Origin of the sequence: Streptomyces roseirectus (genome assembly GCF_014489635.1) — a bacterium.
Lineage (GTDB): Bacteria > Actinomycetota > Actinomycetes > Streptomycetales > Streptomycetaceae > Streptomyces > Streptomyces roseirectus.
Map to the genome: position 1 here is coordinate 9,450,323 of NZ_CP060828.1, position 13,518 is coordinate 9,463,840.

General features: G+C 69.5%; 13 protein-coding genes. 4 read left to right on the forward strand and 9 right to left on the reverse strand.

Annotated features, from left to right (window positions below; genetic code table 11):
- Window positions 1-7: 7 nt before the first annotated feature.
- The 5 genes from IAG44_RS40670 to IAG44_RS40690 all read right to left on the reverse strand — a co-directional run bounded on the left by IAG44_RS40670 (window position 8) and on the right by IAG44_RS40690 (window position 5,034).
- Window positions 8-1,351: a hypothetical protein gene (locus IAG44_RS40670; protein WP_187752027.1), complete on the reverse strand. Its 1,344-nt coding sequence runs from the start codon at window positions 1,349-1,351 to the stop codon at window positions 8-10.
- A 249-nt stretch (window positions 1,352-1,600) separates the two neighbouring features.
- The gene (locus IAG44_RS40675) at window positions 1,601-2,605 is read right to left on the reverse strand and encodes a BTAD domain-containing putative transcriptional regulator (RefSeq protein ID WP_187752028.1); all 1,005 of its coding nucleotides are present in this window, start codon (window positions 2,603-2,605) and stop codon (window positions 1,601-1,603) included.
- A 56-nt stretch (window positions 2,606-2,661) separates the two neighbouring features.
- Window positions 2,662-3,759: a methyltransferase gene (locus IAG44_RS40680; RefSeq protein WP_187752029.1), complete on the reverse strand. Its 1,098-nt coding sequence runs from the start codon at window positions 3,757-3,759 to the stop codon at window positions 2,662-2,664.
- 369 nt (window positions 3,760-4,128) lie between these two features.
- Window positions 4,129-4,509, reverse strand: a complete 381-nt coding sequence (locus tag IAG44_RS40685; protein ID WP_187752030.1) for an RICIN domain-containing protein — start codon at window positions 4,507-4,509, stop codon at window positions 4,129-4,131.
- Between the two features lie 147 nt (window positions 4,510-4,656).
- Complete coding sequence (locus IAG44_RS40690; RefSeq protein ID WP_187752031.1) at window positions 4,657-5,034, reverse strand: hypothetical protein; 378 nt, start codon at window positions 5,032-5,034, stop codon at window positions 4,657-4,659.
- Between the two features lie 172 nt (window positions 5,035-5,206).
- Between IAG44_RS40690 and IAG44_RS40695 the strand changes: the two genes are divergently transcribed.
- Window positions 5,207-6,751, forward strand: a complete 1,545-nt coding sequence (locus IAG44_RS40695; RefSeq protein ID WP_246564977.1) for a helix-turn-helix domain-containing protein — start codon at window positions 5,207-5,209, stop codon at window positions 6,749-6,751.
- Between the two features lie 351 nt (window positions 6,752-7,102).
- Here IAG44_RS40695 and IAG44_RS40700 read toward each other — a convergent pair whose 3' ends face one another.
- The gene (locus IAG44_RS40700; protein WP_187752033.1) at window positions 7,103-8,125 is read right to left on the reverse strand and encodes an ArsR/SmtB family transcription factor; all 1,023 of its coding nucleotides are present in this window, start codon (window positions 8,123-8,125) and stop codon (window positions 7,103-7,105) included.
- A 216-nt stretch (window positions 8,126-8,341) separates the two neighbouring features.
- On the opposite strand from IAG44_RS40700, the gene IAG44_RS40705 reads away from it, so the two are divergent.
- Both IAG44_RS40705 and IAG44_RS40710 read left to right on the forward strand, forming a co-directional pair.
- Window positions 8,342-8,773, forward strand: a complete 432-nt coding sequence (locus IAG44_RS40705; RefSeq protein WP_187752034.1) for a peptidase inhibitor family I36 protein — start codon at window positions 8,342-8,344, stop codon at window positions 8,771-8,773.
- A 233-nt stretch (window positions 8,774-9,006) separates the two neighbouring features.
- Window positions 9,007-9,345 (forward strand): VOC family protein, encoded by a 339-nt coding sequence (locus IAG44_RS40710; RefSeq protein ID WP_246562832.1) that lies wholly within the window; start codon window positions 9,007-9,009, stop codon window positions 9,343-9,345.
- 350 nt (window positions 9,346-9,695) lie between these two features.
- Here IAG44_RS40710 and IAG44_RS40715 read toward each other — a convergent pair whose 3' ends face one another.
- On the reverse strand, window positions 9,696-10,268 hold the full coding sequence (locus IAG44_RS40715; protein ID WP_187752036.1) for a DUF4232 domain-containing protein: 573 nt from the start codon (window positions 10,266-10,268) through the stop codon (window positions 9,696-9,698).
- Between the two features lie 292 nt (window positions 10,269-10,560).
- On the opposite strand from IAG44_RS40715, the gene IAG44_RS40720 reads away from it, so the two are divergent.
- Complete coding sequence (locus IAG44_RS40720) at window positions 10,561-11,193, forward strand: hypothetical protein (RefSeq protein ID WP_187752037.1); 633 nt, start codon at window positions 10,561-10,563, stop codon at window positions 11,191-11,193.
- 303 nt (window positions 11,194-11,496) lie between these two features.
- On the opposite strand, the gene IAG44_RS40725 is transcribed toward IAG44_RS40720, so the two are convergent.
- A complete protein-coding gene (locus IAG44_RS40725; RefSeq protein WP_187752038.1) occupies window positions 11,497-12,576 on the reverse strand; it encodes a terpene synthase family protein in 1,080 nt (359 codons plus the stop codon).
- A 105-nt stretch (window positions 12,577-12,681) separates the two neighbouring features.
- A complete protein-coding gene (locus IAG44_RS40730; protein ID WP_187752039.1) occupies window positions 12,682-13,371 on the reverse strand; it encodes a hypothetical protein in 690 nt (229 codons plus the stop codon).
- Window positions 13,372-13,518 lie beyond the last annotated feature (147 nt).

Genomic DNA, 13,518 nt, shown 5'->3' on the forward strand with positions numbered 1-13,518 from the left:
GGCCCGTTCACACGAAGAAGAGCGGGCTGATCGTGGACTGCTTGATCTTTCTGGTCCTTCTGCCGATCGGCGCGCTCCGCCGGATCGCCGCCGCGGGCGCCGCCCCGGCCACCGCGTAGTAGCCGTACTCGACGAACGTCTCCTCGGTGAACAGGCCGCCCGCCCTGCTGACGGAGACGTCGGTGGCCGCGCTGCGCGCCAGCGACTGGACCATCCACGCCTCGTCGGCGCCGAGGGCTTCCCCGATCAGGGCCTGCCACTGCTCGGGAGCGGTCTCGCAGCCGAGAGTGACGCCCCGGCCCTGGTAGCCCGCACCGGGTTTGAGGACGAGGTCCTGCTGGTGCGCGAGGGTCCAGGGCACCAGGTCGACGCGCTCGCCCCGGAAGGTGGCCGGCCCGTCCTCGAAGATCCGGGTCCAGGGGACGAAACCGTCCAGGACGGCGGCCTGTTCGGCGGCGACCCGGCCCGCGTCCAGCTCCTCGGACACCACCGCGAGGATCGTCTTGTGGCCGGCGATCTGGTCGTCCAGCGCGTCGACCACGGCGACCCGCCCGGCGCGCGCCGACGCGAACAGGGCCCGCAGGAACGGGAGATGGCCCACCGGGTCCGGTTCCTCGCCGCACAGCCGGTAGATCGCGCCGCACGGGACGCCGGCCAGCCGGACCCCGGCCGGACCGCACTCCAGGTCCTCGACCGCGGCGACCTCGGCGCGCAGTCCGTGCCCGCGCAACTCGGCGGCAAGCGCCTCGTAGTGGGGGCCCGCGTCAGCCAGGTCCGCCGCGAACTCCGTGACCGCCACCAGCGCGTCCGGCGCCTGGCCGTGCTCCCGCAGCGCGGCGCCGACCGCTTCGGCGACCGCGCCCAGGACGTCACGCCGCCGCGCGCCCATGCCGCGCAGCAGGTCACCCACGAGCGGGGCGTCCTCGAACAGCCGGCCCAGGATGTCGGCGTCCGCCAGCGCGCCGCACGAGGTGCCGACGTTCGGCTCGACCATGGTGACGTGGTCGCCGTGCACCACGATGTCGGGCCGGCCGAACCGGGCCCACAGCGGCGGACGGCGGACATCGACATAGCGCCGGGTGGTCTCGCCCAGGCGCAGATCCTCGGCCAGCTTCTGCCAGCTGCCGCCCATCCGGTGGGCGAAGATTTCCGCGAGCGCGGCACGGAACGCCGCGTGGGCGGCGCCGATCCGGTGGGCCAGCTCGACGGGGGCCACCGGCGGGGGAACGGGCAGCCGCTCCGGTTCCGCCGCGAACAGTCCACGCTGTCGCACGGTTTCCATGGCCTTGCCGTCCGGGTCGAAATAGGTGCCCAGCGCTGCCGCGTGCCGGCGCCCGAATTCCGCCACCACGGAATTAAGGTCGTGTATTTTTCCTTCGAGCGTACGCATTTCCTGACCCCGGCCTCATTCCGTGCTGGCCGGGTTCGGGTTCAGCATGTGCGGAACCCGAACCCGCCTTGTGTTTCTCGCTCGCATCAGTGGAAGTAACGCATGAGAATCCCTCCTTCCGACTGTCCGGATTTCTTTTGGACAACTGAACCGTATCAGTCGCTCCGGCCGGAAAACTGGACTCGATCTGCAGTGGGAACCGGCAAATCCCTACAGGAATTCGTCTTCGCGCAGAACGGCCGACTGAGCCGCTTTCAGTTCGGCGCCCGGTTCCAGACCGAGGTCGTTGCGCAGCCGCTTTCTCATGTCCTGGAAAACATCCAGTGAGGCCGTTCGCTGGCCGGATGCCGCCAACGCCAGCATCAGCCGGGCGTGCAGCGCCTCGTGCCACGGTTCGTCCCGCGCCACTTTCCGCAGGGCCACGGCCGCACGCTGCTGTCCGCCCGAGGACATGGCCAGGTCGGCATAGGCGAGCGCGGCCTCGATCCGGCGGGCCGGCAGCTCCGTCCACTCCGTGAACACGGTCGGCCCGGCGTCGAGATCCGCGGCCACGGGGCCACGCCAGCAGCCCAGCGCAGCGGCCAGCGTGTCCGCCCGCAGCCCGGGGTCGTCGAGCGCGTCGGCCCGGTCGAGCAGCATGGTGAAGCGCAGCACGTCCAGCTCGTCCGCGTCGGCCCGGAGCGCGTAGCCGCCACCGCAGCGGTCGATCCAGTTCCGGGCGGCGCCCGCGCCCCGCTCGGACCGCAGGGCCCTGCGCAGCCGGGCCACATAGGTGTGGACGAGATTCACACAGCTCGCGGGGGCCTCGTCCGGCCACAGGACGTCGACGATCTCGTCCCGGCCGACCGCCTCGTTGGGCCGCAGCGCCAGCAGCGCGAGCAGCAGCCGCTGCTTCATGGCGTCCAGCCGCACCGACTCCCCGCCCCGCCACACGACGAGCGGGCCCAGCACACCGATCAGCGGAGTACCGTCCTCGCACGGCGCCTCGACGTCGCACACCGGGCCGCCGTCGCTGAGCGCCGAGTCGAGGCGGCGCCGTATCTCGGCGCTGGGCCGCAGCACCTGACTGCGTTCCAGGTAACGGATCTCCCGGACGCTGACCCCCGACTGCTCGGCGAGCCTCTGCTGGGTGAGGCCGGCCTCCAGCCGGTGTCTGCGCAACGTCGCGCCGAAGTACTCCTGCCGCGGGGCGTCCGCGGTCGTCGAAATGCTCATGCGTGATCCCGGGGGTGTCGTGCCGTACAGGGCGGGGCCGAGTGGGGGAAGACGGGTCAGCGGGCCGGAACGGCCTCGATGAGGCTGAGCGCGTACGGGAGGTCGACGACACGCTCGGCCACCAGCCCCGCCTCCCGCAGCAGGGCCAGGTACTCGGCGCGCCCGCGCTCCCGGCCACCGGGGTGCAGCGCGAGCATCCGCATGTCGAGGTCCTTGCCGAGGTGCGGCCGGTCGTCCTCCGGCAGTAGCATGTCGAGGAACAGGCACCGGCCGGCGCCGGACATGGCCGACACGACGGTCCGCCCGATGGCGATCGCGTCCGTGTCGGACCAGTTGTGCAGGACGTTGGAGAGCAGATACGCGTCCGCGCGGGGCACGGACCGGAAGAAGTCACCGGCCACCAGCTCGCACCGGTCCAGCACGCCCTCGGACGCCAGGAACTCCCGCGCGCCGGGCAGCACATGCTCCAGCTCGAACAGCACCCCGCGCACACGGGGGTTGGCCTTCAGCACGGCCGCGAGGATGGTCCCCACACCCCCGCCCACGTCGACGAGGCAGGAGACGCCGGAGAAGTCGTAGCGGGCCACCGCCGCGTCCGCGATCGTCCGCGAACGCGTCGCCATGTGGGCGTCGAAGTGCCCCCTGGCCTCGGGATCGCCTTCGAGATAGGCGTACAGGGACCCGAACCGCGTGACGAACGGAGAACGCCCCGCCCGCACGGCCTCGGCCAGCGACCCCATCGCCTCCCTGAAGTCGGGCGCCCCCTGCGGAATGACGACCGACCGCATCGAATGCTCCGCCCCACCGTGCAGGGTCAGCCCCGCCGGGGTCAGCGCATAACAGCGCCGGCCCTCCCGGACGGACACCGTGCGGACGACGCCGAGCGCCGCGTTCGTGCGCAGCAGCCGCGCGAGCGCCCCGGCGTCCGCCCCGCAGCGCCGGGCGAGTTCGGCCACGTCGAGCGGGCCGTCGCGCAACCAGCGCGCCAGGTCCAGGGCGACGAAGGCGTACAGCGCGGAGAACCGCCACTCGCCCCGGATGATGTCCCACACGAGCGCCCGGGGGTCGTCGCCGTCGACGACGCTGTCCGGGGCCGGCGGATCAGACGCCGACGGATCCGACGCCGACGGCACGGAACCGGCAACAGGCTTCATGGCGTTCCCTTCCGAAGCTTCTCGAGCCGGAGCGCGAAAGTCGCCGGGGCGCAGGGCGGCGAGAGCGCACGCCCATCGGGACACCCCGGGCTTCCGCACGGCGCCTTCCGGAGACGTCCCGCGAACAGCCCGCGGAAACCGAGAACAGGCGGTTTCCGGACGCCCCATGCTGAACCCTCGCCGACGACTTGGCGGTACTCCATCGCCGAAAATCATTCTGGAACGCCGAGTTCAGGGCATCGTCAGACCTGACAGTGTTGCCCCCACCAGCACGGACACCGCGCGACCGGCGCACAGAACCGGGGCCGGACCCCTGGCCCGACCCCGGTTCCCCGACCCACCTCGGGCCGCACGGTGCTGCAGCGCGGATCAGTACCAGCGCTGGCCGTTCGAGCCGGTGTAGTCCCACTGGATGGCGTGTGCGCCGTTGTCGGTGCTGCTGGAGCCGATCGCGAGGCACTTGTCGCTGTTCCAGTTGCGGATACGGACGTACGCGCCTTCTCGAATGGCGGATGTGCCAGCCGTGCGAGAGCGAGTCGCGGCGGCGGCCTCGTGCACCAGCTTCGCCTTGTCCGGATACGTGCTCTCGAACTTCGACACCTCGGCCGGGCTCAGCGGGTCCAGCGCTCCAGCGAGCGAGGGCCGGGCGCCCCGCTCGGCGTTCTCCCGGGAGGCGGCGAAGGCGGGAGCGGCCGTTCCCGCGACTGCGAGGGTGACGAGACCGGCGATGAACTGGGTGACCTGACGCATTCTCTTCCGTCCAATCTGGGGTTCCAACAGCACTGTTGACCTGCGGTCCGGGTCGGGGGAGCGTGCCGCGTCGTCGCGGACGCCGGGACAGGTGACGGCGCCCGCCGGTTCCCCGCGTACCCGGCGGACGCCGTCGTCATAAGGCCCTCAGCAGTGGCTGTCGGCGCCATAGCGGGGGAGCAGTGAGTCCGCCACCCAGCCGTACCTGGCGTCGGTGACGTTGTAGAGGTACGTCCACGAGGACGAACCGACGTACACGTAGCAGCGGTAGTCGAGCAGATCCTGCCGGTCGGCCCAGCCGACGACGTCGCAGCCGGTGCCGGGGCCGCCGCGCATGTTCGCGGAGACGCCCGCGGTCATCCGCACCCGCGGTGTCGTGTCCCGGTCGGGGCCGGACTGGCTGCACGGCACCGCCGACGCCGTGCCCGCCGTCCCCACCACCACCGCCGTCGGCACCGCGAGCGCCGCCACGGCCGCGAACGCGAGTCCGCCCCGCGTGAGCCGGGACCTGGAGTCTTCGATCACTGTCTCCTCCTGTGCCGGAAGTCTTCGGAACACCCCGAACGCTCCCAGCGTGCCACCACCCCGACCAGGCAAGCCGCACGCAACTTCCCCGCAACTGACGCGTTAGCCCCTCACGGTCGGCCCGCACCCCGGTGCCACAGTTGAGGCGGGCGGGGGAGGCCGGGGGGTGCCGATGCTCGGTGAGTTGCTGCGGGGCCACCGGCGCCGGCGGGGACTCTCGCAGGAGGAACTGGCGGACCGCTCCGGCGTCAGCGTCCGCACGATCAGCCACGTCGAGACGGGCCGCATCGACAGGCCACGCCCCACCACGGTACGGCAGTTGGCGGACGCCCTCGGCCTCACGGGCGCGCGCCGTGAGGAGTTCCAGGACGCGACCACCGGCGACGACCCGCTCCCCGCGCCGAACCAACGCCCGTGCGCCCACCCCGCGTTCACCTGCCGATCCGGCGAACTCGACCAGCTCGACGCCCTGTTGGCGAACACCCCGCAGCACGCGGCGATCTCGGCCATCGTCGGCACCGCGGGCGTCGGCAAGACCGCGCTCGCCGTGCACTGGGCCTGGCGGCACGCCGACCGCTTCCCCGACGTACTGCTCTATGTCGACCTCGGAGGCTTCCACCCCACCGCCCCCGCCGAACACGCCGACCGCGCCCCCGAGGCCCGGATCGGCCTCTACCGCGGCCTCCTCGCCGGGAAACACGTCCTCGTGCTGATCGACGCTCTGCCCCCGCACCCGGCGAACGCCCTCGAAGACTTGGACATCGACGCGGCGTTCGTGGCGTCCCTTCGGGCCGAAGGGTGCCGAATCCCCTTCAGGATCCAGCGACTTGACGGCGGAGTGCGCCAAGTCGACGACGGCGACCGCCGCTTCCACGGCTCGAAGGACGCGGGCCTTACGCACCCGCCGTACGAGTGGGACGACGACCGCGACGCCGCCGGACAGTTCCTCGACATGATCACGACCGCGCAGGTCGGCCGTATCGCCCGAGCCGCGGGGGTGCGGCAGAAGGACGTCAAGGCGGTCGTCAAGGTCCGCTCCGACGAGAAGTCGAGGGCCGCCGTCGCGGGCGCCAGCAGCTACGCGTGGATGTTCGAGCACATGGCCGCGCTCGCTGCTGTGAAGAGGGGGAACCTCGACTGGGACGCCGCCGAGGCCCTGCGCCGGAAGTGGATCACTGACCTGATCAAGCGCCGCGACCTGCCGAAGAACATCACCAACGACCTGATCGGACACGTCAACAACGCGCTCCTCAACGGGAGTTGGGGTCTCTCCGAGGACCTGGACAAGGAGCCGACCACCGAGATCCTGGCCGCCTTCCTGGGGCTGAACAGCGAGCAGGCCAAAAACCGAGGGGGTTTCGCCGGACACGTCGCGAAGGACCCCAGCAGGGCACCGCAACTCCAGTTCGCGGCGCTCGCCGCCGTCCGCGAGAAGTGCGCGACCCGGAGGGCATGGCGGACGGACAGCCAGCGGTCGGACCGGATCCGGAAGCCCACGGGCCGCTGGTTCATGGTGCTGGAAGCCCTGGGGTACCCGCTGACGCCCATCGAGCAGTCCGTGGTGGATGACGAGCCGTACGACCCGGCGAAGAAGAAGCCCCGCGCCGCGATCGCGTCCGGCGACGAGCGGGGAACGGAACAGGGGTCCGGCACCGCCGAGGAGACCGACGGGCAGGAAGCCGAGGAACCGGCGAACGACGACGAAGTCACCGCCTGACCCCCAGCATCCCGCCCCCGGCACTGCCGCCGGCCTCATGCAGGCCCGCGCCATCGCGGCCGGCCTCGCGGAGTTCGGCGTCGGTCCCGCCCGCTGGTCCGCCGCCTACGACCACCAGGCCGCCGCCGTCGTGCTGCGCGTGGACACCTCACGCGGGCTCCGCGCGACCACGGGCGGACACATCTGCGCCGAGGCGAGGAACACCGTGGCGTTCGTCAGGCCGGCCGATCCATCAGGGACCCGCCGCCGGGGACCGACCCCCAAGTCGCCGGACAGGCGGGCATCTCGGCGCCCGCCTCGATGTCCGTCAGGCCCGCGGACCGGCCGTGCTCATGCTCCGTTCGGGTGCCCTTACTCGTCGGCGTCGGTTTCCCGGGGCCGCCGTGCGCCCGCCTGGCCCCGCGTGTTGCGCTGCAGCAAGGCGGCGCCGAGCGGGGTGAGCGTGTGCAGGACCGTGTTGGCGTGCCGGTGGCTGGTGATCAACCCGGCGTCGCGCAGCAGCATGGTGTGGTGGCTGGCCGTGGTGGGGGTGACACCGGCGCGGCGGGCGGCCTCGGTCGTGGTGGAGCCGGACGCGGCTGCCCGCAGAACGGCCGCGCGTGTGGGGCCGAGCAGGCTGTTCAGAGGTGCGCCGGCGGTGGGGGACACCGTCGTCGGGATGTGCTGGACGGGATACATCAGGACGGGCGGGAGGCCGGGGTCCGCCAGGGTGATGGGAGTGTTCCAGCAGAAGTAGGAGGGGATCAATAGGAGCCCGCGCCCGTCGAGGCGGACGTCGCGCCGGCACGGGTAGGCGGGGACCTCGAGCACGGGGTGCCGCCAGCGGATCGCCGGGGTCAGGTCGGCGAGGACCGCCTCGATGCCGGCGCGGAACAGCGTGCGGGTGTGTCTGGCCCGCTCAGCGTGCAGACGCTCGTGGATGTGTTCCTCGCACGGGGCGATCACGGCGCGGTGATAGGCGCGCAGGGCTTGCACGAGCTGTCTTCGCGGCTCGCCCTCGGCGATCCGGTGTGCCCAGGCCGGCGCGCCCACAGTCTCCTGGAGCCGTGCGACCTCGTCGGCCACGCGGTGGCGTGGGGTCGCCAGAATGCGGTCGAGGCCGGCGTCCAGCCCCTCGACGCCTTCGGCCGGGGTGAGGAAATCCGGGAAGTATCTGGCTCGCGGGAAAAGTGGCAGGAGCAACCGCATCGTGGTGCGGTCCAGGCCGGTTTCGCGGAGCGTGGAGCAGGCGGTGCGGTACCAGGCGGCGTGGGCCCAGCGACCCTCGCGGGTCTGGAAGCGGTGCAGACTTACCGCGATCTCCCACAGCGGATGAGGCCCGGACGCCACTCTGAGGCGGGACAGGTCCTCAGGCGTGAAATGGAAGCGAAGCATCCCATTCCCTCGTCTCTTCCCGTCTGTCATCTGCGATGTTTCAGCGGGCTCGCACGAGCATGACAGCGGTGGAGGGCGCGCGGAAATATGAGTTCACGCCAGCCGGTTCCGCCGACCGAAACGGGGATACGGAGCGCCGGCACCGACGTTGACCGACAGCGGTCGCGCCCGGCGCCCTCAGCGGATCTCGGCACCGACCACGAGAAGGGGATCGGTATGTCCTCGAACAAGCACGAGAGCACGCCCAGGCGGCGTCGCTTCCGCAGGGCCCTGGCGGTCGCCGGCCTCACCGGCGCTCTGGCCTCCCTGAGCTTGGTCGTGCCCAGCAGCGCCAACGCCGCCGTGCGGGCGTGGGAGTGCAGCAGCGGGTACGTGTGCGTCTGGAACAGCACCAACGGCACCGGCAGCCGCTGTACCTGGTCCAGCGCCGACCCGGACTGGTGGGGTGGTTCCGTCCAGTGTTCGTGGTCCGACACGCAGAACGCCCGGTCGGCCTACAACCGCGGTACCTCGTCCTCCTACGAGGGCGTCGCCTTCTACTCGGGCGCCAACTACAGCGGCTACCTCGGCTGTCTGCCGCAGAACGGCGGCTACGACAACGACTTCAACGTCAGGATCCGGTCCCACCGCTGGGTGGCGTCCTGCTGATTCCGGCGTGACGGCGGGGGCCGGCCCACCCAGGGCCGGCCCCCCTTTTTTTCCGCGCGCTCAGGAACCGGGCACTGGCTCAAGACCTCATGCCTCCGGCAGGTCCTCACTCCGGGTTGCCCGGCCCCGGCGGTTCAGGACGACACCGCGGGTCCGTGAACCCGTGCGGTTTCTGCCGCCTCTCACGGGGCATCGCTGCCGGCACGGCGACGATCGAGCAGGTTTCGCTGGGCGTGATCGATGACAGGAGGGCGGGCGAGTTCCGGCGTCAAGTCCTGGGATACGTACAGCGGCCTCCGCGCTACGAGGGTGACGACTGCATCGTCCTGGAACCTCCCGCCGGGGAGCCCGGTGTCCCGATCGCGATGGACGTGAGCAAGAGCCCTGCGGAGGACTTTCCCCGTATCCACTTCGATCTCGACGCGGAAGCCGACCGGCTGGTGGTCCTGAGCGCCCAGCATGTCGACTGGCGGCACTGTCCGCGGAACCCGCTGCTCGGAGAACGGCCGTACGTCGTACTGGCCGACCCGGAAGACAACCGGTTCTGCGTCGAGGGACAGCGAGTCGGCTGATCCGGGGTTCGTCGCGTGACCGTCAGGCGTGATCGGTGTGAGTCCTGATGCCTGCCCTGCCTGCGCGATCGGATACGACGACGGCCTCGACAGCACAAAAGGGTCAAGTCGGCTCGCGGGAATCCGGAGTGAGTGGGGAGCGTTGTCCACGCTGCGGGATACGAACGGCAAGTCGCATGTGCCGTTCGGGGGACGGCTTGTCGCGTCCTGATCACGGAGAAGCCCGCCAACGTCGGTCGGCGGGCTTCGTTGTCCCGTGCCACTGGCGCTTATGCGCAGTGCCTCGTGAACATTCAGGTCAGAGCGTTGCGATCGTCATGCGGGCTGCTCGATCTGTGGGGACGGCGGGGTCAGGAGGGCTTGACCGCCGAGACCGGGGTGACGGTCACCTTGTTGTCGCACTCGGCCCACCACCCGTCGTTCAGGGCGACCTGGTGCTTCCCGGAGTTCGGCAGTCCGATGACCATCGTCGGGAATATCGCCGGGGTGGCGCCCGACACGCAGTAGCCGTCGCCCTCCCCCTGGACCTGGACGAAGGTCAGCTTCGTCCACGCCTTGCCGCGCGGCCGGAGCGTCACGGAGGACGCCTTGCCGGTGGGGGTGACCTTGAGCGGGATGTTGGGGGTGGGGGAGCCTTGGCCGATGCCCGCGGCCGTCGTCGGGTGGCCCTTCAGGACGCACGTCCTGCCGGAGACGTTGGTGAACTCCACGACCGCCGCCCCGGTCCCGGTCCCGACGGGCCGGTTGGCGGCCTGCCAGGCGCTGACCCGGAGAGCGGAGGCCGGGCAGGTGCTCGGCGGGGTGGAGGCGGTGGTGCTCGCCGCCATGGCGGTGCCGGGCAGGACGCCGGTCACCGCCGCCGCGACGGCCGTGACCGCCGTCGTCGCCAGAGCCGCCCTGCGAATGCCGTTGCTGTGCCGCATGCTGTGGTCCCCCTGAGTCGTCTCGTCCGCGGGTTTCGGTCGTCTGGTGGTGCCCCGCGGTACGTGTGTGGTTGTAGTACATGAGTGCAGACAGGGCGGGAGAGCGGCAGGGTTCCGTGCGGCGACTACTTGTGACGAAACGGTGACGACAGAAGGCTCGCTCATGATCGCGTCGCCATCCGCGATTCAAAGACGAAGATCCATTCCGCAGACGACTTCCAGTCCGGTTCATCTGTCACCAGACGGCAACGAAACAAATCATCAGGAGTGATCATGTGAAGCTCTGGTGAATATGAGCGCAACCGTCATCCCGCCGACGGGGCGGGCCGTGATTCCGGGGGGAACCGTGAGTGGTGAAGCGAAAGCGGCTTGGGTGAGTGCCGGGTTCTCTGGAGTTGCCGTAGCCGTCTCTGTCGTCAGTCTGTTTACGTCGTGTCAGGCAAAGGACGACACTGATGCACTGCGAGCCAAGGAAACTCGTGAGGATCAGATCAAGAAGATCACCTATTCGATTGAGAACAGCGAAAAGGGTATTTACGTAACCAACCCGAGTTCCGCGCCTATCCGAGACATCGTCGTCCGTCTCTCATACGCGCAAAACCAGTATCGCTACGTCACCCTCAAGACGCTCGAAGCGTGTACGCGCTGGGAACTCACAGACGCCAACCTCAAGGCTGCCGATCCTCAGCTTCCACCGCTACCGGGTGGTTCCTCTGGATTTATCAGCGCCAGCAATGATGCCGCCTTGGAAATTTCACTCACGGATGCCAGGGGGGTGGTATGGACTCTGTGGAAGCGATCGTACCGTCCCGGTGGCTATTGGGAGACTAACTACAATACGGATCACCAGACTGGTTCGTTCGTGCAGAACAAGACGACGTTGTCTTCCAAGAGCTGGAAAACCCTTGAAGGTTGCACTGTCTGAGAGGTCGTTTTCAGCTATTTTGCGTCGCTTCATGCGCCACAGATGGTTACTCACGCCTCTCGTGTATCGGGTTCCTGTACAGGGCGGCGGGGGTAATCGGGGATATCAACTCCCCTTGGAACGAGACGGACTTCCTAGGGTGATACGGGTAATGCGGGCCTCCCTCACGCCCCGTCGATCGCGCCAACTCCTCAAGGCTCTCAAGGGTCGCTCCGCCGCGAGCACTTGTTGGGATGAAACAGGCTTTACTGACGAAAGCGACCTCTGAGGGAGTGGCGCACCCTCCGGATTTCGTCATGTGTGTCAGGCGCGGTAGGGGGCAGGGTTTGGTTGTTGCCTGTTCTTGTAGTGGGTCAGGAGGTCGTCGGGGTAGCTGCCGAGTTCGTCGGGGCTGGCGTTCAGAAGGTCGTCCAGCGCATACCGCTGTGTTGCCACTGTGGCGTGCCACGCGTGCTGGCCCCGGATGGACACCGTGATCTGCTGCAGGTGTTGCAGCACGGCTTCGCGGGTGTGGCCAGGCGGGCCGTTGCGGGTCAGGTCGTCCTCGAACAGGGCGTGTTCGCGCAGGAACACGGCCATCTGGTCGTCGGCCATGGCACCGACCGCATCGAACGCCTCCTGGTAGGAAAGGCCGTCACGGGCCCGCAGCAGGCCGACCGCGTTGTGCTGGTAGCCGGTGAAGTCGTCGCGTACCGCTCCGAAGACGTCGTTGACGAACGCGATCTGCAGCGCGGCGGCCCGGCGGAGGCGGAACAGGGCGTCGTTGTTGCGGATGGTGTCGGGGAGGAACCGCGTGAGGGTGGCCTCGCCCAGGTCCCACATCCACAGCATCCCGACTGAGTACACGCGCCGGTCCACGTGCTGACGCAGGTTCGGGGTGCGGCCCAGCCTGTCCAGGCGGGCCTCTTGGACGTAGGTGTGGAAGAACTGCTCGATGTGGTGGACGAACATCGCATGCCACGGCTTGGGCCCCAGCCGGGAGGTCCGTGCGCACAGGTCCTTGAGTGCGTCCGTCAAGGCTGAGGGCACCGCGGGCTGTCCGCCATGCAGGATGGCGCAGAAGTCGGCGATGGCGGCCTCCCTGGCCTGAAGCCGCTGGAAACGGTCGTCCTCGTCCAACTGGTCGTCCACCCGGAACGCCCACCCGAGCCAGCAGGCGTACAGGCTCAGCAGGTCCGTGCCGGCCCGCGTCCACGTGATCGCCGCCGACAGGTCCGGCAGGGACTGGCGGGTCCGTTGCCGCGCCCGCTCGGTGGCCATCAGGTCATAGTGGTCCAGCCATTCCCACATGGCGCAACTCGCCTGCTCCAGCAGCGGATTGCATTCATAGGGGACAGGGATGTGGAATTCGGGAATCCTGGCTTCGCCATCAGGCGTCTTCACCGCGGACCACCTTTCTGGGACCTGTCCTCTGAAGGTTCCCCGGCCGCCGGCCGGACAATGCGCCTTATGACGAAAGCGGCGCCATCAGTCACGCATCGGATCCCGTCACGGTAGGGGGAACTCGCTGGTCAGGCTGGGAGTTCGTAGGTGTGCCGGCCGGGCCGGGGGGGAGAGTCGTTCGCGTTCTCGGTGGGTGTGGAAGGTCCAGTACTGCGGGAAGTCGCCGTTGCTGATGAGGGCGCGGCGGGTGAGTACGGCTTCGGCGCCGGGGACGCTCCATCTGCTGCCGGTGATGTCGAGGCGGTCGGCCACCAGATGGCGTTCGGCCCCTTCGACGATGCCGCTGGCGATGGGTCGGCCGGCCGCGAGGGCCTGGTCGTAGTGCACGAAGGCGGCGTTGTTCTCCAGGTAACGGCAGGTCTTGTCGATCGTGGCGTGCTGTTCGTCGGTGAGGTGGCCGCGTGCGGCTTCGCCGCGCAGGTCACGGACGGTGCCCGGGGTGTCGCCGGCCAGGATCCGGGCGGCTTGGAAGCCGACCCAGATCTCGGCGGGACCGGCGGCGGTGTGGAAGCACCGTGCGCTCGCCCACAGCTTCTCGATGACGTGCACGATGTCGAGGATGATGTGGATCGTGACCGCCCGGCGGGCGGCCTCCTTCTGGACCAACTCCAGCTGGTGGGCGGCGCCTTCGACCAGCACCACCCAGCACCGGCGGTGCTGCCGGTCACGGGCTTCTGCCTCGTCGAACGCGGCGGCAATCACCTGGTCCGCATCGTGGTCGAGATGGCGGGACACAGCGGTAATCAGCGCGGATGGCATCCGGAAGCGGTTCGTTGTGATGAGACGTCAGACACCTCCATCATCACGAACCGCTTCCTTCGGTTGATCACCTGCCCCCACCCCGACAACCCGCCCTCACCCGGCAGTTCAGGGCATCTCGCC

Excerpts from the sequence above, each read along its gene's own strand:
- IAG44_RS40675 (WP_187752028.1), bottom strand. The coding sequence starts at position 2,605 with ATGAGCATTTCGACGACCGCGGACGCCCCGCGGCAGGAGTACTTCGGC.
- IAG44_RS40680 (WP_187752029.1), bottom strand. The coding sequence starts at position 3,759 with ATGAAGCCTGTTGCCGGTTCCGTGCCGTCGGCGTCGGATCCGTCGGCG.
- IAG44_RS40685 (WP_187752030.1), bottom strand. The coding sequence starts at position 4,509 with ATGCGTCAGGTCACCCAGTTCATCGCCGGTCTCGTCACCCTCGCAGTC.
- IAG44_RS40695 (WP_246564977.1), top strand. The coding sequence starts at position 5,207 with ATGCTCGGTGAGTTGCTGCGGGGCCACCGGCGCCGGCGGGGACTCTCG.
- IAG44_RS40700 (WP_187752033.1), bottom strand. The coding sequence starts at position 8,125 with ATGCTTCGCTTCCATTTCACGCCTGAGGACCTGTCCCGCCTCAGAGTG.
- IAG44_RS40705 (WP_187752034.1), top strand. The coding sequence starts at position 8,342 with ATGTCCTCGAACAAGCACGAGAGCACGCCCAGGCGGCGTCGCTTCCGC.
- IAG44_RS40715 (WP_187752036.1), bottom strand. The coding sequence starts at position 10,268 with ATGCGGCACAGCAACGGCATTCGCAGGGCGGCTCTGGCGACGACGGCG.
- IAG44_RS40720 (WP_187752037.1), top strand. The coding sequence starts at position 10,561 with ATGAGCGCAACCGTCATCCCGCCGACGGGGCGGGCCGTGATTCCGGGG.